The 20,912-nt window shown below is 70.6% G+C and carries 22 protein-coding genes; 16 read left to right on the plus strand and 6 right to left on the minus strand.

All coding sequences use genetic code 11. From position 1 onward, the window contains the following. Positions 1–115: 115 nt before the first annotated feature. A complete protein-coding gene (gene xseA / locus AC3WXD_RS16205) occupies positions 116–1,501 on the minus strand; it encodes an exodeoxyribonuclease VII large subunit (protein WP_492324168.1) in 1,386 nt (461 codons plus the stop codon). Positions 1,502–2,524: 1,023 nt separating this feature from the next. On the opposite strand from xseA, the gene AC3WXD_RS16210 reads away from it, so the two are divergent. The 7 genes from AC3WXD_RS16210 to AC3WXD_RS16240 all read left to right on the plus strand — a co-directional run bounded on the left by AC3WXD_RS16210 (position 2,525) and on the right by AC3WXD_RS16240 (position 7,967). Continuing rightward, entirely contained in the window at positions 2,525–3,145 is a 621-nt protein-coding gene (locus AC3WXD_RS16210; RefSeq protein WP_020202133.1) for a MotA/TolQ/ExbB proton channel family protein, read from the plus strand. A gap of 8 nt (positions 3,146–3,153) precedes the next feature. Further along, positions 3,154–3,582 carry an ExbD/TolR family protein gene (locus AC3WXD_RS16215; protein WP_020202134.1) on the plus strand — a complete coding sequence of 143 codons (429 nt, stop codon included), beginning with the start codon at positions 3,154–3,156 and terminating at the stop codon, positions 3,580–3,582. 246 nt (positions 3,583–3,828) lie between these two features. Next, positions 3,829–4,938 carry a tetraacyldisaccharide 4'-kinase gene (gene lpxK, locus AC3WXD_RS16220; RefSeq protein ID WP_454730995.1) on the plus strand — a complete coding sequence of 370 codons (1,110 nt, stop codon included), beginning with the start codon at positions 3,829–3,831 and terminating at the stop codon, positions 4,936–4,938. Further along, complete coding sequence (locus tag AC3WXD_RS16225; RefSeq protein WP_020202136.1) at positions 4,919–5,107, plus strand: Trm112 family protein; 189 nt, start codon at positions 4,919–4,921, stop codon at positions 5,105–5,107. Before lpxK ends, AC3WXD_RS16225 begins: the two co-directional genes overlap by 20 nt. A gap of 23 nt (positions 5,108–5,130) precedes the next feature. Next, positions 5,131–5,940, plus strand: a complete 810-nt coding sequence (kdsB, locus tag AC3WXD_RS16230) for a 3-deoxy-manno-octulosonate cytidylyltransferase (protein ID WP_492324169.1) — start codon at positions 5,131–5,133, stop codon at positions 5,938–5,940. A 359-nt stretch (positions 5,941–6,299) separates the two neighbouring features. Beyond that, on the plus strand, positions 6,300–6,965 hold the full coding sequence (gene adk, locus AC3WXD_RS16235; protein WP_492324170.1) for an adenylate kinase: 666 nt from the start codon (positions 6,300–6,302) through the stop codon (positions 6,963–6,965). Positions 6,966–7,208: 243 nt separating this feature from the next. Continuing rightward, positions 7,209–7,967 (plus strand): 3-hydroxyacyl-CoA dehydrogenase, encoded by a 759-nt coding sequence (locus AC3WXD_RS16240; protein ID WP_492324171.1) that lies wholly within the window; start codon positions 7,209–7,211, stop codon positions 7,965–7,967. Positions 7,968–7,969: 2 nt separating this feature from the next. On the opposite strand, the gene AC3WXD_RS16245 is transcribed toward AC3WXD_RS16240, so the two are convergent. Continuing rightward, positions 7,970–8,815 (minus strand): MmyB family transcriptional regulator, encoded by an 846-nt coding sequence (locus AC3WXD_RS16245; RefSeq protein WP_231586363.1) that lies wholly within the window; start codon positions 8,813–8,815, stop codon positions 7,970–7,972. Positions 8,816–9,008: 193 nt separating this feature from the next. On the opposite strand from AC3WXD_RS16245, the gene AC3WXD_RS16250 reads away from it, so the two are divergent. Next, on the plus strand, positions 9,009–9,767 hold the full coding sequence (locus AC3WXD_RS16250; protein WP_492324172.1) for a class I SAM-dependent methyltransferase: 759 nt from the start codon (positions 9,009–9,011) through the stop codon (positions 9,765–9,767). Positions 9,768–9,780: 13 nt separating this feature from the next. On the opposite strand, the gene AC3WXD_RS16255 is transcribed toward AC3WXD_RS16250, so the two are convergent. Continuing rightward, entirely contained in the window at positions 9,781–10,686 is a 906-nt protein-coding gene (locus tag AC3WXD_RS16255) for a LysR family transcriptional regulator (protein WP_020423721.1), read from the minus strand. Between the two features lie 94 nt (positions 10,687–10,780). Between AC3WXD_RS16255 and AC3WXD_RS16260 the strand changes: the two genes are divergently transcribed. Then, positions 10,781–11,803: a bile acid:sodium symporter family protein gene (locus AC3WXD_RS16260; protein ID WP_059410632.1), complete on the plus strand. Its 1,023-nt coding sequence runs from the start codon at positions 10,781–10,783 to the stop codon at positions 11,801–11,803. Between the two features lie 65 nt (positions 11,804–11,868). On the opposite strand, the gene AC3WXD_RS16265 is transcribed toward AC3WXD_RS16260, so the two are convergent. Together AC3WXD_RS16265 and tsaE are read right to left on the minus strand one after the other, a co-directional pair. Next, positions 11,869–13,386: an N-acetylmuramoyl-L-alanine amidase gene (locus AC3WXD_RS16265; RefSeq protein WP_020202152.1), complete on the minus strand. Its 1,518-nt coding sequence runs from the start codon at positions 13,384–13,386 to the stop codon at positions 11,869–11,871. Continuing rightward, positions 13,380–13,892: a tRNA (adenosine(37)-N6)-threonylcarbamoyltransferase complex ATPase subunit type 1 TsaE gene (tsaE, locus tag AC3WXD_RS16270; protein WP_059410624.1), complete on the minus strand. Its 513-nt coding sequence runs from the start codon at positions 13,890–13,892 to the stop codon at positions 13,380–13,382. Before tsaE ends, AC3WXD_RS16265 begins: the two co-directional genes overlap by 7 nt. Before the next feature lie 16 nt (positions 13,893–13,908). Here tsaE and queG point away from each other — a divergent pair, with 16 nt between their 5' ends. Further along, positions 13,909–15,084: a tRNA epoxyqueuosine(34) reductase QueG gene (gene queG, locus AC3WXD_RS16275; RefSeq protein ID WP_020202154.1), complete on the plus strand. Its 1,176-nt coding sequence runs from the start codon at positions 13,909–13,911 to the stop codon at positions 15,082–15,084. A 76-nt stretch (positions 15,085–15,160) separates the two neighbouring features. On the opposite strand, the gene AC3WXD_RS16280 is transcribed toward queG, so the two are convergent. Beyond that, on the minus strand, positions 15,161–16,054 hold the full coding sequence (locus AC3WXD_RS16280; protein WP_492324173.1) for an AEC family transporter: 894 nt from the start codon (positions 16,052–16,054) through the stop codon (positions 15,161–15,163). A 172-nt stretch (positions 16,055–16,226) separates the two neighbouring features. Here AC3WXD_RS16280 and AC3WXD_RS16285 point away from each other — a divergent pair, with 172 nt between their 5' ends. The 6 genes from AC3WXD_RS16285 (at position 16,227) to plsY (ending at position 20,909) form a co-directional block, all read left to right on the plus strand. Next, positions 16,227–16,853: a chalcone isomerase family protein gene (locus AC3WXD_RS16285; protein WP_081651364.1), complete on the plus strand. Its 627-nt coding sequence runs from the start codon at positions 16,227–16,229 to the stop codon at positions 16,851–16,853. 146 nt (positions 16,854–16,999) lie between these two features. After that, the gene (locus AC3WXD_RS16290) at positions 17,000–17,968 is read left to right on the plus strand and encodes a tripartite tricarboxylate transporter substrate binding protein BugE (RefSeq protein WP_020202157.1); all 969 of its coding nucleotides are present in this window, start codon (positions 17,000–17,002) and stop codon (positions 17,966–17,968) included. Positions 17,969–18,193: 225 nt separating this feature from the next. Then, positions 18,194–18,673 carry a methylated-DNA--[protein]-cysteine S-methyltransferase gene (locus AC3WXD_RS16295; RefSeq protein ID WP_492324174.1) on the plus strand — a complete coding sequence of 160 codons (480 nt, stop codon included), beginning with the start codon at positions 18,194–18,196 and terminating at the stop codon, positions 18,671–18,673. Continuing rightward, the gene (gene xerD, locus AC3WXD_RS16300) at positions 18,670–19,629 is read left to right on the plus strand and encodes a site-specific tyrosine recombinase XerD (RefSeq protein ID WP_059410621.1); all 960 of its coding nucleotides are present in this window, start codon (positions 18,670–18,672) and stop codon (positions 19,627–19,629) included. Before AC3WXD_RS16295 ends, xerD begins: the two co-directional genes overlap by 4 nt. Before the next feature lie 38 nt (positions 19,630–19,667). Then, a complete protein-coding gene (gene ybaK / locus AC3WXD_RS16305) occupies positions 19,668–20,159 on the plus strand; it encodes a Cys-tRNA(Pro) deacylase (protein WP_020202160.1) in 492 nt (163 codons plus the stop codon). A 138-nt stretch (positions 20,160–20,297) separates the two neighbouring features. Then, positions 20,298–20,909, plus strand: coding sequence for a glycerol-3-phosphate 1-O-acyltransferase PlsY (gene plsY, locus AC3WXD_RS16310; protein WP_020202161.1), 612 nt, complete (start codon positions 20,298–20,300; stop codon positions 20,907–20,909). Positions 20,910–20,912 lie beyond the last annotated feature (3 nt).

Raw genomic sequence — 20,912 nt, forward strand, 5'->3', positions numbered from 1 at the left:
CCAGACCCGCGCAAACGCGGGAAACAAAGCCCCCTCGAACATATTAGGTTCATCGATATGCGTTCGCTGTCGGTGGGCCGCCGACGCCCGCGAAGGCCGCCGCGGCCCGCCCGCGCTACACCTCGCCCAGGCGCGGCTGGACGCTGGCGATGCCGGCGTCGGCCACGCCTTCGGCCAGGTGGATCTCGATGGTGGTGCCGGCGCGCAGCTCGGCCGGCGAGCGCAGCGCGTGACCGCGCTGGTCGAGCAGCACGGCGTAGCCGCGCTCGAGCGTGCGCTGCGGCGCCAGCAGTTCCAGCGCGCCGGCGGCGCGCTGCCAGCGCTGCCCGGCGCGCTCGTGCTGGCGGCGCGCGGCGTCGCCCATGCGCAGCGCGACGCGGCGCAGCTCAGCCTGGGCCGCCGCCAGGTCGGGGCGGCCGGCGGCCCAGCGCATGGCCAGCACCTGCTGCTGGTGGCGGCGCGCGGCCACGGTGTCGCGCAGCGCGCTGCGCAGGTGCCGCATTAGGTTGTCGACCTGCAGGCGGCGCTCCTGCAACTGCGCCTGCGGGCTGCGCAGGCGGCGCGCCAGCCAGTCCAGGCCCTGGGCGCGGCGGTCGAGCTGGCGCCGCATGCACTGCGCCAGCGCGTTGCGCGCGCGCAGGGCCTGCATCAGCATGTGGGCGCGGTCGGGGCTGACCAGCTCGGCGGCGCCGGTGGGGGTGGGCGCGCGCACGTCGGCGACAAAATCGGCGATGGTGAAATCGGTCTCGTGGCCCACGCCCGACACCAGCGGCACGGCGCAGCGCGCGATGGCCTGCGCCACGCATTCCTCGTTGAACGACCACAGGTCTTCGATGCTGCCGCCGCCGCGGCACAGGATCAGCACGTCGCATTCGTTGCGCGCGCTGGCGGTATCGATCATCGCGGCGATCTTCTCGGCGGCGCCCGCGCCCTGCACCGGCACCGGATAGACCACCACCGGCACGTGCGGCGCGCGCCGGCGCAGGGTGCTGAGCACGTCGCGCAGCGCGGCTGCCTGCAGCGACGTCACCACGCCGATGGCACGCGGATGGGCCGGCACCGGGCGCTTGCGCTCGGGCGCGAACAGGCCGGCCTGCGCGAGTTTCTCCTTCAGGCGCAGAAAGGCTTCGTAGAGATTGCCGAGGCCCGCGCGGCGCATGGCTTCCACGCCGAGCTGCAACTCGCCGCGCGCCTCGTACATCGACACCAGCGCCCGGACTTCCACCGCCTCGCCCTCGCGCGGCACGAACCCGACATGCTGGTTGCGCCCGCGGAACATCACGCAGCGGATCTGCGCGCGCGCGTCCTTGAGCGAAAAGTACCAGTGCCCGCTGGCGGCGCGGGTGAAATTGGAGATTTCTCCCCTTACCCAGAGCAGCGGGAAATTGCGTTCGAGCACCTGGGAAATGGCGTGGTTGAGCTCGCCGACGGGGATGGCTTCGCGGCCGCCCGCGGGCGCCGCAGGCTGGGATTCACGCGAAAAGTTCAGCGATTCAGACATGGGCGCAGCCGGGCATGCGGCGTGGAATTGACATGTCCACAGCATAACCGCTCTGTCAAGTCTCTTGGCGGGGGGCGGCCCGTCGACCCGCAAAGCCGCATGACTTGACACAAGCCTTTGATTCTTATGTGGTTTCTGCTGTCTTATTTTTTGAGCAATGTAAGCAAACCCCTTATGCGTCAACGACTTACCGGCTGCGCCCCCGGCTTGTTCACAAAGTTATCCACAGGAACTCTGGACAACCTTGCCGGACGGCCCGTGCCTGTGGATAGATTGGCGGCCGCCCGTCCGCCGGCTGTGGGTAAACCGTAAACACGATGTAAAGACCATCAAAAGTGGTGCATAAACCATATTCACTCGGAATCGCGCCGGGCACCCTGGAAACCGGCCTGCCCGGCTGCTGCCCGTTTTTTGGGCACGCCGGATTCCGGCCTTTGTTATCAATGGCTTAGCCCGCTTCTCCGGCGGTTGTCCACAACCCGTCCACAAGACTGTCCCGGACGAATGTGGAAAGCGGTCGACATGGCGGAAGTTTTTCGGATTCCTCCCCCTGACGGCGCGCCCAAGTGCTGCCGGGCTCTCTCTGCCCGTTTTTTGAGCAGCCACGGGAAGCCGCTGCCGAATCAATGACTTAGCTGTGTTTTCAGGCAACTGTCCACAACCGCTCCACAACACTGTCCTGCCTTTATGTGGACAGCCGGAAACCTGGCCGCGCGTGCCGGCGCGCCGCCGGCGTCACAGGCGCGCTGCCCGTTTTTTAGGCTGGCGATTGTTTTCCCTTTCGAATCAAGACGTTGAGCGGCTTGTCAGATAGCTGTCCACAATCCATCCACAACGCTGTCCCTGTCCTGTGTGGACATCCCGCGCGGCGCGGCGATGCGCCGCCGAGACACCGCGGCATGGCGTCTTGCCGCGCCGCCATGCCGCGGGTTAGAGTGGCGCCTGATTTTTCAATACAGAGCCAGCGCGCGTGCGGCTGCGGCGGCTGGCGTGCAGACAAGCCGTCGAATTTCGGGGTTCCACGTGTTTTCCATCATTCAAGCGGCCGGCTGGCCGATCTGGCCCTTGCTGATCGCCTCGGTCATCGCCCTGGCGCTGATCGTCGAGCGCTTCCTGAGCCTCAAGCGCAGCAAGGTGCTGCCGCCCAAGCTGTACGAGGAAGCGCTGACGGTGGCGCACCAGCGCCGCGCCACGCCCGAGGTGGTGAGCACCCTGGAGCAGAACTCGCCGCTGGGCCGCGTGCTGGCGGCCGGCCTGCGCCACGTCGTGCTGCAGCCCCACACCTCGCGCGACGCCGCCAAGGAAGTGGTCGAAGAAGCCGGCCGCGCGGTGGCGCACGAGCTGGAGCGCTATCTCAACGCGCTCGGCACCATCGCCTCGGTGGCGCCGCTGATGGGCCTGCTGGGCACGGTGATCGGCATGATCGAGATCTTCGGCAGCCAGGGCGGCGCCGGCGCCAGCCCCGAGCAGCTCGCGCACGGCATCTCGGTGGCGCTGTACAACACCGCCTTCGGCCTGATCATCGCGATTCCGGCGCTGATCTTCTGGCGCTATTTCCGCCGCCGCGTGGACGACTACGTGGCCGAGCTGGAATTCCGCGCCACGGCGTTCCTCGACGCCATCCTGCCGCAGCGCCGCGCCTGACGCCCGCCATGCACTTCCGTTCCCGCCAGCGGCGCGAAGAGCCGGAGATCAACCTGATCCCGCTGATCGACGTGCTGCTCGTGATCCTCATCTTCCTGATGATCACGACCACGTATTCGCGCTACACCGAGCTGCAGATCCAGTTGCCGACCGCCGACGCCGAGAAGGCCCAGCAGCGCCCGGGCGAGATCGTGGTGTCGGTCTCGGCCAAGGGCGTCTACGCCGTCAACAAGCAGGTCATGGAGCAGCAGGACGTGACCAGCCTGGCCGCGCGCCTGCGCGAGGTGGCCGGCGGCGGCGAGGGCCAGCCGCCCGTGCTGATCGTCAACGCCGACGCGCAGGCCAGCCACCAGTCGGTCATCAACGTGATGGAAGCGGCGCGCCTGGCCGGCCTGCCGCGCCTGACCTTCGCCACGCAGAGCTCGCAGGCGCGCTGAGGCGACGCCGGAGCTCGCCGCGGCGCACGGCAAGCCCCGGCTTGCCGCGGGCGCCGGAAGGTGCCCATAATGGTCAGATAAGGCGGCCTTGCCGCGCCCGGCCCCACACCGGCCGGCTGCCGCAGTTGCCCCGCTCGTTGCGCGCCGTTCCCGGCGCGTTCCCGTATCCTTCGCCACCGTCCGCCGCTTTCCTGACGCTTTCCTGACGCCCCCCGACGCTTCCCCAGACCCCTCCCCCCGACGCCCATGCCCGCTCCCCGCCACGCCCTCGCCGACTTCGTGACCGCCCAGTGGCAGCGCCGCGGCTGGTTCGCCTGGCTGATGCTGCCGCTTTCGTGGCTCTTCGGCCTGGTCAGCGGCTGGCGCCGGCTGGCCTACCGGCGCGGCTGGTACAAGTCCACGCGCCTGCCGATGCCGGTGGTGGTGGTGGGCAACGTGACCGTGGGCGGCACCGGCAAGACGCCGGCCGTGATCGCGCTCGCGCACGCGCTGGCCGAGGCCGGCCTGCGCCCGGGCGTGGTCTCGCGCGGCTATGGCGTCACGCTGAAGCACCCGCGCCGGGTCAAGCCGACCTCGGAGGCGCGCGACGTCGGCGACGAGCCGCTGCTGATCGCGCGCGCGGCCGACGTGCCGGTGTGGGTCTTCCCCGACCGCGCGCTGTGCGCGCAGACCATGCTGGTGTCGCACCCCGGCGTCAACGTGCTGCTGCTCGACGACGGCCTGCAGCACTACAAGCTCCAGCGCGACTTCGAGATCGTGATGTTCGACACGCGCATGGGCGGCAACGGCTTCCTGCTGCCGGCCGGCCCGCTGCGCGAGCCGCTCTCGCGCCAGCGCGACGCCACCCTCATCAACGACCCGGACTTCCGCGCCAGCCCCGCGCGGCCGGACGTCTACGGCATGCGCCTGGAGTTGCAGGACGCCTGGCAACTGGCCGACCCTGCCCTGGCCAGGCCGCTGTCGGCGTTCGCCGGGCAGCGCGTGCTGGCCGCGGCTGGCATCGGCAACCCCGAGCGCTTCTTCGCCAGCCTGCGCGGCGCCGGCCTGCAGCCCGACACCATGCCGCTGCCGGACCACTACGACTTCGCCGAAGACCCGTTCGCCGACGATCCCGTCGCGCGCGCCGCCGACGCCATCCTGATCACCGAGAAGGATGCCGTAAAATGCGAGCGCCTGAGCGACCCGCTCGATCCGCGGATCTGGGTCGTCCCCACCCTGCCCGTGATCGACGCGGGCCTGATCGACAAGATTCGCCGCGCCGTCGCCGCGCACGCCCAGTCCGCGCCCGGCGCGGCGGGCGCCGCGGCCGCGGCCGGCCACACCAAGGAAACCCGAGATGGACAACCGGCTGCTTGAAATCCTGGTCTGCCCGCTGTGCAAGAGCAAGCTGGAATACGACCGCGCCGCCCAGGAACTGATCTGCCAGGTCGACAAGCTGGCCTACCCGATCCGCGACGGCATCCCCGTGATGCTGGCCGACGAGGCCCGCCAGACCGTGCCGGGCCGCCTGGTCTCGCCGGACTGACCCACGCATACCGAGCCCGCATCATGTCCCTGCCCGCCTTTACCGTGGTCATCCCGGCACGCCTGGCCTCGACCCGCCTGCCCGACAAGCCGCTGGCCGACATCGGCGGCAAGCCCATGATCGTGCGCGTGGCCGAGCGCGCCCACGCCAGCTCGGCGCGGCGCACGGTGGTCGCCACCGACGCCGCCGAGGTCGCCGCGGCCTGCGCCGCGCACGGCATCGAGGCGGTGCTCACGCGCGCCGACCACCCGTCCGGCACCGACCGCCTGGCCGAGGTGGCCACGCTGCTGGGCCTGGCCGACGACGCCATCGTGGTCAACGTGCAGGGCGACGAGCCGCTGATCGAGCCGGGCCTGATCGACGAAGTGGCGCTGCACCTGGCGCGCCACGCCGACTGCGCCATCGCCACCGCCGCCCACCCGATCGGCGCGATCGCCGAGGTCTTCAACCCCAACGTGGTGAAGGTGGTGTGCGACGCGGCCGGCCGCGCGCTGTATTTCTCGCGCGCGCCGATCCCGTGGGCGCGCGACGCCTGGGCCGGCGTGCCGGCCCGGCCCGCGGCCGACGCGCAGGCGGCGCTGCCGGACATGCCGGTGCTGCGCCACATCGGCCTGTACGCCTACCGCGCGGCGTTCCTGCGGCGCTTTCCCACGCTGGCGGCGGCGCCGCTGGAACAGACCGAGGCGCTCGAGCAGTTGCGCGCGATGTGGCACGGCGAGCGCATCGGCGTGCTGCAGACCACCGCCGCGCCCGCGCCGGGCGTCGACACGCCGGCCGACCTGGAGCGCGTGCGCGCGCTGTGGGCACAAGGCATGGCGCAGGAAGGCCCCTGACGCCACCCCGGCGCGCGGTGCCGCGGTGCGCGCGCGCATCACCGGCACGGCTGTCATGACAGTTGTCACCGTGCCGGCAAGCCGGTTTTACGCCGCCTCATGGCATAATGCTTGACGATACAGAGCCGTCGGGCGTTCAGACGCCCGGCCAAGGCTCGGTGGGGAGATGAAAAGAGTGAGCCCGTCCGGTATCCGGGTCGCCGCCATCGGCAGCGAGCCGCGGCATGCCGGCCGTCGACAGACCAGACTCCGATCCGAGGCGCGCCGCCCCCGCGGCGCGGTAAGCCTCGCGTCAAGTTTCGGCGTTACCCTCCTTCCATCCCCCGCCTTACCAGATTCAAAACTCTGAGGACCCGTAAATGCGTTTGATCCTGTTGGGCGCGCCCGGCGCCGGCAAAGGCACGCAAGCCCAGTTCATCTGCGAGAAGTTCGGCATTCCGCAAATCTCCACCGGCGACATGCTGCGCGCCGCGGTGAAGGCGGGCACGCCGCTCGGCGTGGCGGCCAAGAAGGTGATGGACGCAGGCGGCCTGGTGTCGGACGACATCATCATCGGCCTGGTCAAGGACCGCCTGCAGGCGGCCGACTGCAAGGGCGGCTACCTGTTCGACGGCTTCCCGCGCACCATCCCGCAGGCCGAGGCCATGAAGGAAGCGGGCGTGGCGATCGATTTCGTGCTGGAAATCGACGTGCCGTTCGATGCCATCATCGAGCGCATGAGCGGACGCCGCGTGCACGTGGCGTCGGGCCGCACCTACCACGTCAAGTACAACCCGCCCAAGGCCGAAGGCCTGGACGACGTCACCGGCGAGGCGCTGATCCAGCGCGAGGACGACAAGGAAGAAACCGTCAAGAAGCGCCTGGACGTCTATTCCCAGCAGACCCGTCCGCTGGTGGACTACTACTCCAGGTGGGCCATCGAGGGCGACGCCAGCGCCAAGGTCGCGCCGCCGCAGTACCGCAAGATCGCGGGCGTGGGCAGCGTGGAAGACATCACGGCGCGCGTGTTCGGCGCGTTGAAGTAAGCGGCATTTGAATCAGCGACCGCGGCGGCAACGCCGCGCGGCGCACGCGAAAGGCGGCCTTCGGGCCGCTTTTTTCGTTTTGGGACCGGGGCGGAAGCCGCCCGCGCTGATCGGCCACTGATTGACGTTTACGTAAACGTTATGCCAACATGCCGATCCAACGGCAGCGCCGGTCCGGCATGCCCGCATCCCGGGGCAAGCATCCCGAAACGAGCATCCCGAAATCAAAGGAGAGAGACAAAGATGGAAATCCGCGACAACGTATTCATCGTCACCGGCGGCGCGTCGGGCCTGGGCGAAGGCAGCGCCCGCATGCTGGCCGCGGCGGGCGGCAAGGTGGTGATCGCCGACCTCAACGAGGCCGCCGGCGCGGCGCTGGCGGCCGAGCTGGGCGGGCGCTTCGTGCGCTGCGACGTCACCAGCGAGGCCGACGGCCAGGCGGTGGTGGCCGCCGCCACGGCGCTGGGCCGCCTGGCCGGGCTGGTCAACTGCGCCGGCATCGCCACCGCCAGCAAGACCGTCGGCAAGAACGGCCCGCACCCGCTCGATGCGTTCGACAAGACCATCCGCGTCAACCTGATCGGCACCTTCAACATGATCCGGCTGGCCGCCGCGGCGATGGTGCAGAACACGCCCGACGCCGAGGGCGAGCGCGGCGTGATCGTCAACACCGCCTCGGTGGCGGCCTTCGACGGGCAGATCGGCCAGGCCGCCTACGCCGCCTCCAAGGGCGGCGTGGTGGCCATGACCCTGGCCATCGCGCGCGACCTGTCGCGCGACGGCGTGCGCTGCATGACCATCGCGCCGGGCATCTTCGAGACGCCGATGCTGCTGGGCATGCCGCAGGAAGTGCAGGACGCGCTCGGCCGGATGGTGCCGTTCCCGCCGCGCCTGGGCCGCCCGGCCGAATACGCCAAGATGGTCGCCGCCATCATCGGCAACACCATGCTCAACGGCGAGGTGATCCGCCTGGACGGCGCCATCCGCATGCAGCCCAAGTAAGCTCAGCCGCCGGCGCGCTGCGCCGGCATCAGCATCACCAGCGTCAGCCCCGGCGCGGCCGCCGGCACCAGCGTGAGCTGCTCGAAATGCAGCAGCCCGCGCCGCGGATGGCGAAAGCCGCGCCGGCCGCCCTGGCGCTCCTCCACGTCCTGCGACAGCCAGTCGGCGCGGAAGGCCGGGCTCTCGGCCAGCAAACCCTCGACCAGCGCGCGCGTGGGCGGGTCCTCGGCATGGCGGATGCTGTGCGCGCGGAATTCCGCCACCAGCCGCGCCGCCCGGTGCGGCCAGTCTTCCACCAGCGCCTGCAGGCCCGGCGACAGGAACATGCTGCGCAGCAGATTGCGCTCGCTGCTGGCGCCGTCGAGCCAGCCCACGAACAGGTCCGCCGCCGCCGCGTTCCACGCCAGCGCGTTCCATTGCCGGTCGAGCAGGTAGGCCGGCCCGGCGATCGCTTCCACGCTCGCCATCACGGTGGCCGGCACGTGGCCGTCCTGCGCCTGCATCGGGTCGCGCCGGCCCGCCAGCTCGAACAGGTAGGCGCGCTCGGCGCGCGACAGCCGCAGCGCGCCGGCCAGCCCGGCCAGCGCGCGCGCGGACAGCGCCACCGGGCGGCCCTGCTCCAGCCACGTCACCCAGGTCGCGCTCAACCCCGCCAGTTGCGCCAGTTCCTCGCGCCGCAGGCCCGGCGTGCGCCGCCGGCGGCCCGGCGCGAGGCCGACCTCGGCCGGCGCCAGCCGCTCGCGGTGCGCGCGCAGAAAACGGCCGAGCACGGCTTCGCGGGTCAGTTCGTGCTCACTGGGGGTGTCGTTCGGGGCAGCGGTGGCGGCAAGGGGCGCGGCGTCGGTCATGTGCAATGGGCGGGCGGTGGCTCCCGGCCTGCCCAGCGGCGAAAACTGGTGCGTTTTATACCAGGATAAAACGGTGACTTGTACCGGGAAAACAGGCTGCTACAGTACGTCGAAGCCGGCGGGCGGGCAAGTCCCCCGCCGCCCCGTCCCCTCACCAGAACCCACCGGCGGCGCGTGCCGCCAGGAGAGCCATATGCAGCAACAAGAACTCGTCGCCGCCCAGTTCGGCGCGACGGCCAGCGCCTACCTCACCAGCGCGGTCCACGCCCAGGGCGCCGACCTCCAGCAGCTCGCGCAGGCGCTGTCCGGCATCCCGGACGCCCGCGTGCTCGACCTGGGCTGCGGCGCCGGCCACGCCAGCTTCGCGGCGGCGAAGGTCGCGGCCGAAGTGACGGCTTACGATCTGTCGGCCGAGATGCTGGCGGTGGTGGAGACGGCCGCGCGCGACAAGGGCCTCGGCAACATCGTCACGCGCCAGGGCGCCGCGGAAGTGCTGCCGTTCGCCGATGCCGGCTTCGACGCCGTGATCTCGCGCATGAGCGCCCACCACTGGCGCAACGTGCCGGCCGCGCTGGCGGAAATGCGCCGCGTGCTCAAGCCGGGCGGCAAGGTGGTGCTGATCGACATCGCGGGCTCCGAGGACCCGCTGCTCGACACCTGGCTGCAATCGGTGGAGTTGCTGCGCGATCCGTCCCATATCCGCGACTACACCGGCCGCGCGTGGCTGGCGATGCTGGCGGCGGCCGGCTTCACGGCCAGTGTGTCGCCGGTGTGGCGCATCGAACTGGAGTTCGCCACCTGGGTGCAGCGCATGCGCACGCCCGAGGTGGCGGTGGCCGCCATCCGCCACCTGTGGCAGCTGGCGCCGGCGGAAGTCCGCGACCACTATCTGGTGCAGGCCGACGGCAGCTTCGCGCTGGAGGCGGTGATGGTGACGGCGGCGCGCGCCTGAGCGTCCGCGGCGCCTACGGCATGGCCGGCTCGGCCGGCAGCGGCAGGCTGCGCACCATCTGCCAGACCGCCGCCGCCGACGGCGACAGCGAGCGGTCCTCGCGGCACACCATGACGATGCGCCGCTCCTCGCGCGGCGTGAGCGGGCGCCACACCAGCGGCGAGGCGGCCGGCAGCGGCAGCGAGAACGACGGCAGCACCGAGGCGCCGATGCCGGCCTCGACCATGCCGAACACGCTGGCCGAGTGGCCGAGCTCCTGCACCACGCTCGGCGTCACGCCGTGGCTGGCGAAGATGCGGTCGATCAGCGGCCGGCTGCCCGAGGCGAAATCCAGCAGCACCAGCGGCATGCCGTCCAGCGCGCGCCACGGCACCGACTCGGCGCCGGCCAGCGGATGGTCGCGCCGGCACACGAAGCAGAACGGGTCGGTGGCCAGCGGCGCGATGGTCAGCCCCTCGCGCGCGAGCGGGTCGATCAGCACGCCGAAATCCACCGCGCCGGCGCGGATCTGCTCCAGCCCGTCGGCCTGCACGTTGTCGCGCACGCTCAGGCGGATGTCCGGATACTGGCGCGCGCAGGTGGAGACGTAGAGCGGCATCAGCCGCGCCGAGATCGTGGGTGCGCTGGCAATCACAACGCGGCCGCGATAGCGCTCGCCCAGCTGGCGCGTCTCTTCCAGCGTGTCGTCGAGCTGGCCGAGCAGCCGCTCGATGGCCGGCGCCAGCGCCTGCCCCGCCTCGGTGACGAGCACCTCGCGCGTGGTGCGGTCGAGCAGGCGCACGCCAAGTGCCTCTTCCAGCTCCGCCACGCCGCGGCTCACGGCGGGCTGGGTCAGCCCCACGGCATCGGCGGCGCGGCTGAAACTGCCATGCCCGACCACGGCGAGAAAGACGCGCAACTGGCGCAAGGTGTAATTCATGCGTCTATGAGATCAATGGATGCGATAAATGAATTTGCATTCTAGGCTGGCGTAGCGTCCAATACTAGGCGAAACCCTAATCCAACCTGCTGTCATGTCCGCCATCCTCTCACCGTTCAAGAAACTCTACGACTTGATCGACGGCTTCGTCCTCATCATGCTCTCCGCCATCGGCATCTCGCTGCTCGCGCCCCAGATCGGCGCCGGCGACGGTCCGCTGCACCTCGGCATCGTCACCAACCTGGGCGTGGCGCTGGTGTTCTTCCTGCACGGCGCGGCGCTGTCGCGCGACCGGCTGGTGGCCGGCGCGCGCCACTGGCGCCTGCACGCCTTCGTGCAGAGCTTCACCTATATCGTGTTCCCGGTGGTCGGCCTGGCGCTGATGTTCGGCCTGCGCCATATGCTGCCCGCCGAGCTGCTGCTGGGCGTGTTCTACCTGTGCGCGCTGCCGTCCACGGTGTCGTCGTCGGTGGCCATGACCTCGATGGCGCGCGGCAACGTGCCCGGCGCGATCTTCAACGCCACCATCTCCGGGCTGATCGGCATGGCCGCCACGCCGCTGCTGATGGGGCTGGTGATCAGCGCCAGCGGCGCCTCCATGCCGCTGGGCAAGGCGCTCATGGGCGTGGCGCTGCAACTGCTGCTGCCGTTCGCGCTGGGCCAGGCGGCCCGCCCGCTGATCGGCAACTGGCTGGTCAAGAACAAGCAGATCACCAACAAGATCGACCGCGGCGTGATCGTGCTGATCGTGTATTCCTCGTTCTGCGACGCCACCGCCGCCGGCCTCTGGCACAAGTACAGCTGGGAGACCATCGGCGCGGTGATGGCGCTGGCCGCCGTGCTGCTGCTGGTGATCCTGGCCACCACCACCTTCACCGCGCGCCGCCTCGGCTTCTCGGTGGAAGACGAGATCACGGCGGTGTTCTGCGGCTCCAAGAAGAGCCTGGCCAACGGCATCCCGATGGCCAAGATCCTGTTCGCCGGCCACCCGGCGCTGGGCCTGCTGGTGCTGCCGCTGATGGTCTACCACCAGTTGCAGCTGATCGTCTGCTCGGTGATCGCCTCGCGCTACGCCAACCGCGACACGCTGCCCGGCACGGCCACCGCGCGCGCGTAAGCACCGCGCTCGATGCAGAACGGCCGGCATTTGCCGGCCGTTCTGCTTTCCGGCGGGACGCCGCCTTACACCGACGGGTTCTTCGACAGCGGCGGATTGCGCGCGAAGTAGTTGCGGATGCCGCGCAGGATGGCGTTGGCCAGTTGCTCCTGGTGGGCTTCGTCGTTGAGCTTGCGCTCTTCCTCCGGGTTGCTGATGAAGGCGGTCTCGACCAGGATCGAGGGGATGTCCGGCGCCTTCAGCACGGCGAAGCCGGCCTGCTCCACGCTGCCCTTGTGCAGGCGGTTGATGCCGCCGATCTCCGACAGCACGGCCTTGCCGACCTGCAGGCTGTCGTTGATCTGCGCGGTGGTCGACAGGTCCAGCAGCACGCGCGCGACCTGGGCGTCCTTGTTGCCCATGTTGGCGCCGCCGATCAGGTCGGAGGCGTTTTCCTTGTTGGCCATCCAGCGCGCGGCGCTGCTCGAGGCGCCGCGCTCGGACAGCGCGAACACCGAGGCGCCCTTGGCCTCCGGCGACAGGAAGGCATCGGCGTGGATCGACACGAACAGGTCGGCCTGCACGCGGCGCGCCTTCTGCACGCGCACGTTGAGCGGCACGAAGAAGTCCGCGTCGCGCGTCATCATGGCGCGCATGTTGGGCTGGGCGTCGATCTTGGCGCGCAGGCGGTGGGCGATCTGCAGCACCACGTCCTTCTCGCGCGAGCCGGCCGCGCCGGTGGCGCCCGGGTCCTCGCCACCGTGGCCCGGGTCGATGGCCACCGTCAGCAGGCGGCGCATCTTGAACGGGCGGTCGACGGGCGGATTGTTGGCGGGCAGCGCCGGCGGCGCGCTGTTCTGCGCCAGCGGCGGCGCGGACTGGGCGGACGGCGCGGCCTGGGGCGCGGGCGGCCGGGGCCGGATCGCGGCCATCGGCGGCATGGCCGGCACCGGGTTGGCGCCCTTGTCCTCGAACCGGCGCACCAGCGCGCCGATGGCGTCTTCCTCGCCGGTGGCGGGCGCGCCGGAGACGGTGTCGGCGCGGTCCGCGCCGGCCGGCGGCTGCGCCGCGGCGAAGCGGCGCTGCTTGTCCTCGGTGTCGCGCACCAGCTTCCACAGCGGGTCGGGCGGGTTGACCGGGTAGAGGTCGAACACCAGGCGGTTGCGGTAGTTGCCGATCGGCGCCAGCGTGAACACCTGCGGCGAGACGTCTTCCTTCAGGTCGAACACCAGCCGCACCACGCGCGGCCGGTTCTGGCCCACACGCACGGTCTGGATGTACGGGTCGTTGGAGGTGATCTTGGCCACCAGCTCGCGCAGCGTGGGCGACAGGTCGAGGCCGTCGATGTCCACCACGAGGCGGTCGGGGCCGTGCACCATCTGGTGCACCGCGGCCAGCGGCGCGTCGGACTCGATGGTGACGCGGGTGTATTCCTCGGCGGGCCAGACCCGCACGGCGACGATGCCGGCGCCGAAGGCGATCTGCGGTCCCGCCAGCGTCAGCACCACGGTGCCGGCGCCGGCCTTGAGGCACTGCGCCAGCCATTTGCGGCGGGCCAGCAGCAGTTCATCGGGGCGGTCGGTGGCGAGTCGCTTGATCAGCATGCGCAAAGCAGGGTAAGTCCAGTCTGAGTATAGGCACGAAGCGTGACCGTCCGGCGCTCCGCGGCATCGTCGGCGTCGCCCGTGTCCGATTGGAGCAACAGATGAAGGTCCGGTTCCCCGAGCAGGCGGCCGGCCTTCTCCGGCCATTCGACCAGGTTGAGGGCGGGTTCGGCAAAGCAGTCGCGAAAACCGGCATCGGCCCATTCCTCCGGGTCGGCGAAGCGGTACAGGTCGAAGTGGTAGACGGTCAGCGGCGAGCCGTCGGCGCGCGCGACCTGGTACGGCTCGCACAGCGTGTAGGTCGGGCTGCGGACCTTGCCCGGGTGGCCGAGCGCGCGCAGGATCGCGCGCGACAGCGTGGTCTTGCCCGCGCCGAGATCGCCCGAGAGCTGCACGTGCACGGTTTGCGGCGGCAGCACGCGCACGGCGCCGGCCAGCGCCGCGCCGAGCCGCGCGGTGGCGGCTTCGTCGGGCAGGGTCAGGGTGCGTTCTTCGAGCAGGGGCATTGCGTACAATTCGGGAATGATCGACCGAGCCACCGGCGCGCCCGCCACCTCACCCCTTCCTGCCAGCGGCGGCGCCGGCCTGGCTACGCTGGTGCGCTCGATCCGGGCGTGGGGCGCGGAGCTGGGCTTCGACGCGGTCAGCATCGCCGACGTGGACCTGAGCCGGGCGGAAGCGGGGTTGATGGCGTGGCTGGCGCAGGGCTACCACGGCGACATGGATTATATGGCGAACCACGGCCCGCGGCGCGCCCGCCCCGCGGAACTGGTGCCCGGCACCGTGCGCGCAATCGTGGCCCGCATGCCCTACCTGCCGGCCGCCGGCGCCGACGACTGGCGCGCGCGCGAGCTGGCCCGGCTCGACGACCCCGCCACCGCAGTGGTCTCGCTCTATGCGCGCGGACGCGACTATCACAAGGTGCTGCGCAGCCGCCTGCAGCAGCTGGCCAGCCGCATCGAGGCCGCCATCGGCCCGTTCGGCTACCGCGTGTTTACCGATTCGGCGCCGGTGATGGAGGTCGCGCTGGCCACGCAGGGCGGCCTGGGCTGGCGCGGCAAGCACACGCTGCTGCTCGACCGCGAGGGCGGCTCGATGTTCTTCCTCGGCGAGATCCTGGTCGACGTGCCGTTCCCGGCCGACCCGCCCGCGGAAGCCCATTGCGGCAACTGCCGACGCTGCATCGACATCTGCCCCACGCAGGCCATCCTCGCGCCCTACCGGCTCGACGCGCGCCGCTGCATTTCCTACCTGACCATCGAGCACAAGGGCGCCATCCCCGAGCCGCTGCGCGCGCCGCTGGGCAATCGCGTGTACGGCTGCGACGACTGCCAGCTCGCGTGCCCGTGGAACAAGTTCGCCCACCGCGCCACGCTGCCGGACTTCGACGTGCGCAACGGCTTCGACGCGCCCGACATGGCGGCGCTGTTCGGCTGGACCGAGGCGGAATTCAGCCAGCGCCTGGAAGGCAGCCCGATCCGCCGCATCGGCCACGAGCGCTGGCTGCGCAATCTCGCGGTGGGGCTCGGCAACGGCCTGCGCGCGGCCTGCGAGCGCGGCGACGCGGCGCTGGCCGCGCGCATCCGCGCCGCGCTCGGCGCGCGCCAGGCCACGGCCAGCCCGCTGGTGCGCGAGCACATCGACTGGGCGCTGGCGCAGGAAGTGGGCGCCGCGGCGCCGGCCTGCGCCGCGGACTGAAACCCGCTTGAGCATGCCGGATCGGACCGAAGCCGCCGGCGGGCCGCGCCGGCGCCGTCCACGCTAGCCGCGCGCGCTAGCTGACCACGGCCAGCCAGAACGGCGTGGTGACGATGGCCACCACGGTCATGACCGAGATGGTGGCCGCCACCATCGGCCCGTTGCCGCCCATGCGCACGGCCAGGATGTAGGTGCTCGAGGCGGTCGGCAGCGAGGCGTACAGCACCACGATCTGCGCCTGCAGCTCGGTCAGCGGCAGCAGCCGCGCCAGCAGCCACGCGAAGCACGGCATCGCCACCAGCTTGACTGCGCTCCACCACGCCATCGGCCCGGCCGCGCCGGTGGCGCCGCTCATCTGCAGGCCGGCGCCCACGGTCATCAGCCCCAGCGCGGTCGAGGCCGAGCCGAGCCGGTTCAGCGTCATCGCCAGCACCTCGGGCGGATGCAGGCCGAGCAGGTTGGTCAGCAGGCCGCCCGCGGTGGCCAGGATCAGCGGGTTGCGCGCCAGCTCGCGCCACACGCGCGCGTCGCCGTGGCGCGCCAGCGCCCACACCGCCACCACGTTGCACAGCGGCACCGAGCAGCCGACGATCACCGCCATCATGGCGAGGCCCTCGCCGCCGCCCAGGCGCGCGGCCAGCGCCAGCGCGATGTAGGAATTGAAGCGGAAGGCGGTCTGCAGGCCGGAGGCGAAATCGACCGGCGCGGGCCGCAGCACCCACTTGACGGCGTAGCCGCCGGCCATGCCGAACGCGGTGGTCGCCAGGGCCAGGCCGAGCATGGCCGAGGTGGAGGAAAAATCGAACTTCGCGCTGTTGGTGGACTGCAGCAGCAGCGCCGGGAACAGGACGAAATACACCAGGCGCTCGACGCCGGCCCAGAACGCGCGGTCGAACGGCGTATAGCGCACCAGCAGCCAGCCGATCAGGATCAGGCTGAAATCCGGCACCAACAGCAAGGCAAAAGACATTGTCTCGTTTGTTTTAACTGCTTTCTTTGTTTTATTTGTCTTATCTGCGGAAACTGCCTCGCGTAGCGCAATTTCGGCAAAGTGCAACAAAGTGCGGACTAGGGCCGATACCGATAGGTATTGTTGCAGAAATCCCTCAATATGACACGTTCCGTCGTTCCGCCTGTCCTTCATGCTGCCCCGTCGTACCCCGTCCGCGCGCGCGCCGTTGCCGCGCCGCGCCTGCCAGCTGGCGCTCATCGCGAGCGCGGCCGCGGCCCTGTCCCTGCCTGGCGGGCACGCCCGCGCCGGCGAGATCGAGGGCATGCGCATCGACGACGCGACCCGGGTCGGCGGCAAGGAGCTGCAGCTCAACGGCATGGGCCTGCGCTCGGTGTTCGTCATCAAGGGCTACGTGGCCGCGCTCTACCTGCCCGAGAAGGCCCGCAACGCCACCGTGGTGCTGGGCGCGCCGGGCCCCAAGCGCCTGCAGATCCGGCCGCTGCGCGAGGTCGGCGCGGACAGCTTCATCAAGGCGCTGGACGAGGGCATCCGCGAGAATCACAGCGAGATGCAGGTGCGGCGGCTGTCCGAACGCCTGCTGCTGCTGCACCGGACGATGGAACAGATGGGCACCGCCCGCAAGGGCGACGTGATCGATTTCGACTTCTCGCCCGACGGCGGCACCGTGGTGGCCATCAACGGCACCCCGCGCGGCAAGCCGATCCCGGGCGAGGATTTCTACCAGGCGGTGCTGCGCATCTTCCTGGGCGACCATCCGGTCGACCGGGACCTCAAGCGCGGCCTCCTGGGCGGCTGACCGGCGAGACGCGGGCCGCAGCGCACGGCCCGCCCGCCAGAACTCACGCCGCCGGCCTCGCCGCGCCCGCCACCGCGGGCGCCTGGCCGGCGTTCTTCACCTTGGGCGGACATCCCCGCCCGGTCTTTGATGGGAGACACGATCTCATGCACAAGAGCAAGATTGCACTGGCCCTCGGCCTGGCCGCCGCCGCGTCGGTCGCGCAGGCGCAAAGCTTTCCGACCAAGCCGATCCGGCTGATCATCCCGTTCGCCCCGGGCGGCACCACCGACATCGTCGGGCGCGGCGCGGCCGACCAGATGAGCCGCATCCTGGGCCAGCCCGTGGTGGTGGAAAACCGCGCCGGCGGGGGCGGCTCGATCGGCGCCGACGCCATCGCCAAGGCCGCGCCCGACGGCTACACCATCGGCATCTCCACGGTGTCGACGATGGCGGTCAACCCCGCCTGCAACCCCAAGCTGTCCTACGACCCGATCAAGGACTTCAAGCCCATCACCAACCTGGCCAACGTGGCCAACGTGATCGCGGTCAACCCGAACTTCCCGGCCAAGAACTACCAGGAATTCCTCGCGGTGCTCAAGGCCAACCCGGGCAAGTACTCGTTCGCCACGTCCGGCACCTGCGCGTTCGGCCACATGCTGGGCGAGCAGTTCAAGGTCTCGACCAAGACCTTCATGGTCCATATCCCGTACCGCGGCGCGGGCCCCGCGCTGAACGACGTGCTGGCCGGCCAGGTGCCGATCATGGTGGACAACCTGCCGTCGTCGATGCCCTACATCAAGGCCGGCAAGCTGCGCGCGATCGTGGTGGCGTGGAACAAGCGCCTGGACTCGCTGCCCGACGTGCCGACCTTCGGCGAGATGGGCCTGAAGGAGCCGAACGACCCGGCGTGGTACGGCCTGGTGGCGCCGGCCGGCACGCCCGACGACGTCATCAAGAAGCTCAACGAGGCCGCCGTCAAGGCCCTGCAGGACAAGGACTTCCAGCAGCGCCTGCGCACCGCCGGCGCCGAGCCGTCGGGCAACTCGCCGGCGCAGCACGCGGCGGAGATCAAGAAGGAGTTCGACAAGATGAAGAACCTGGTCAAGGTGCAGAACATCAAGCTCGAGCAGTAAGCGCGGAGCGGAACTGCGCCGCCGAAGGTTTGCTCCCCTCTCCCATGAAATGGGAAAGGGGAAAACACCGGCGGCAAGCCGATTCCGTCAGTACCCTGGAAGGCCTCCCGCGGGAGGCCTTTTTCGATCGCCGCGCCGCCATGCACTAGAATCCGGATTTACCGGCCCGGCCGTTGCGCCGGCCTTTCGCGCCAACCGCTGCCCGTTTCCCGCACTCCGCCCGCCATGCATTCCCGCTTCGACGCCATCCTCCCCGCGCCCTTCGGCAAGGTCGGCGTGCGCACCGGGGGCGACATGATCCGCGAGATCGTCTACCTGCCCGGCAGCGTGCCGCCCGTCGCGCCCGCCAGCGCGGTGGCGCGGCGGCTGGCGCGGCAGCTCGAGGCCTATTACGCCGATCCCGACGCGCCGCTGGACGCGCCGCTGGCGCCGGCCGGCACCGACTTCCAGCGCCGCGTGTGGCGCGCCATCGCCGCCGTGCCGCGCGGCAAGGTCACCACCTACGGCGCGATGGCGCGCGAGATCGCCAGCGTGCCGCGCGCGGTCGGGCAGGCCTGCGGCTCCAACGCGTTTCCGCTGGTGATCCCGTGCCACCGCGTGGTGAGCGCGGGCGGCCTGGGCGGCTTCGCCCATCACAGCGAGGACGGTTTCCTGCTCGACACCAAGCGCTGGCTGCTGCGCCACGAAGGCGTGATGCTGATATGAGCCGCGCCGCAGCCACAGCCGCCCTCCCCGACCCCGACGCGGCGCCCGACAGCGCCGCGCTGCTGGCCGACCTGGACCTGGTCGGCCGCTTCTGCGACGCGCTGTGGCTCGAGGACGGCCTCTCGCAGAACACCATCGACGCCTACCGGCGCGACCTCACGCTGCTCGCGCGCTGGCTGCACGCCGATGCCCCGCGCGCGCTGCTCGAGGTCGACGACGCCGCCCTCAACGGCTACTTCGCCGCGCGCCACCCCGAGACGCGCGCGTCGTCGGCCAACCGGCGGCTCACGGTGTTCAAGCGCTTCTTCCAGTGGGCGCTGCGCGAGCGCATGATCACCGCCGACCCCTGCCTGCTGCTGCGCCCGGCCAAGCAGCCGCCGCGCTTTCCCAAGACGCTGAGCGAGGCGCAGGTCGAGGCCCTGCTCGCCGCGCCCGACACCGCCACCGCGCTGGGCCTGCGCGACCGCACCATGCTGGAGCTGATGTACGCCAGCGGCCTGCGCGTGTCCGAGCTCACGCAGATGAAGACCATCGAGATCGGCCTCAACGAGGGCGTGGCGCGCGTGGTCGGCGGCAAGGGCAACAAGGAGCGGCTGGTGCCGTTCGGCGCGGAAGCCGGCGACTGGCTACGCCGCTACCTCGCGCAGGGCCGCCCCGCGCTGCTCGGCGAGCGCGCCTGCGACGCGCTGTTCGTCACGCAGCGCGGCGAGGGCATGACGCGCCAGGCCTTCTGGCACCTGATCAAGCGCCACGCGCGCGAGGGCGGCATCCACGCCCCGCTGTCGCCGCACACGCTGCGGCATGCCTTCGCCACGCACCTGCTCAACCACGGCGCCGACCTGCGCGTGGTGCAGCTGCTGCTCGGGCACGCCGACATCTCCACCACGCAGATCTACACCCACGTGGCGCGCGAGCGCCTGCGCGAACTGCACCAGCACCACCATCCGCGCGGCTGAGCGCCCCGCCGCGCGCACCCGTCACAGCAGCATTCATCATGAGCAAGCCCAGACACGTTTCCGAAACCCCGGCCACCCAGTTCCTCAAGCAGCACGGCGTGGCCTACGGCGAGCATGCCTACGAGTACGTCGAGCATGGCGGCACCGGCGAATCGGCCCGCCAGCTCGGCGTGCCCGAGCATGCCGTGGTCAAGACGCTGGTGATGGAAGACGAGAAGGCGCAGCCGCTGATCGTGCTGATGCACGGCGACTGCTCGGTTTCCACCAAGAACCTCGCGCGCCAGACCGGCCGCAAGAGCGTGCAGCCGTGCAAGCCCGAGGTCGCGCAGCGCCACAGCGGCTACATGGTCGGCGGCACCTCGCCGTTCGGCACGCGCAAGCGCATGCCGGTCTACGTGGAGGCGAGCGTGCTGGCGCTGGACACGATCTACATCAACGGCGGCCGGCGCGGCTACCTGGTGAGCATCGCGCCGGGCGTGCTGCCCGGGCTGGTCGGCGCGGTGGCGGTGGAGTGCGCGCTGCCCGACTGAGCGGCGCCCGCGCGCGCCGTCCCGCAAGAACGGCGGCGCGGTATTGGGGAAGTCACGGGGAAATCACGGCGCAGCCGCGGCACTGCGCCGGGCTGGCCCGCGCTACAATCCGGCCAGCCTCAAATTCCCGTTCCCCACATGGCCAACCTGATTCTCGCTATCCTCGCCTACCTGATCGGTTCCCTCTCCTTCGCCGTCGTGGTCAGCAAGGCGATGGGCCTGCCCGATCCGCACACCTACGGCTCCGGCAACCCCGGCGCCACCAACGTCCTGCGCAGCGGCAACAAGAAGGCGGCGGTGCTGACGCTGATCGGCGACGGCCTCAAGGGCTGGCTGGCGGTCTGGCTGGCGCGGCATTTCGGCCCGGCCTACGGCATCGGCGACAGCGGCGTGGCACTGGCGGCGGTGGCGGTGTTCCTCGGCCACCTGTTCCCGGTGTTCTTCGGTTTCGCCGGCGGCAAGGGCGTGGCGACCGCGGCCGGCATCCTGTTCGCCATCGACCCGCTGCTGGGCCTGGGCACGCTGGCCACGTGGCTCATCATGGCCTTCTTCTTCCGCTACTCGTCGCTGGCCGCGCTGGTGGCGGCGGTGTTCGCGCCATTCTTCTACGTGCTGATGTCGGGGGTGGACGTGATCGCCGGCGCGGTGTTCGTCATCAGCGTGATGCTGGTGGTGCGGCACCGGGCGAACATCGGCAACCTGCTGGCCGGCAAGGAAAGCCGGATCGGTGAAAAGAAGAAGGCGGGCTGAAGG

The sequence above is a fragment of the Cupriavidus sp. FW216-B1 genome (genome assembly GCF_058789195.1).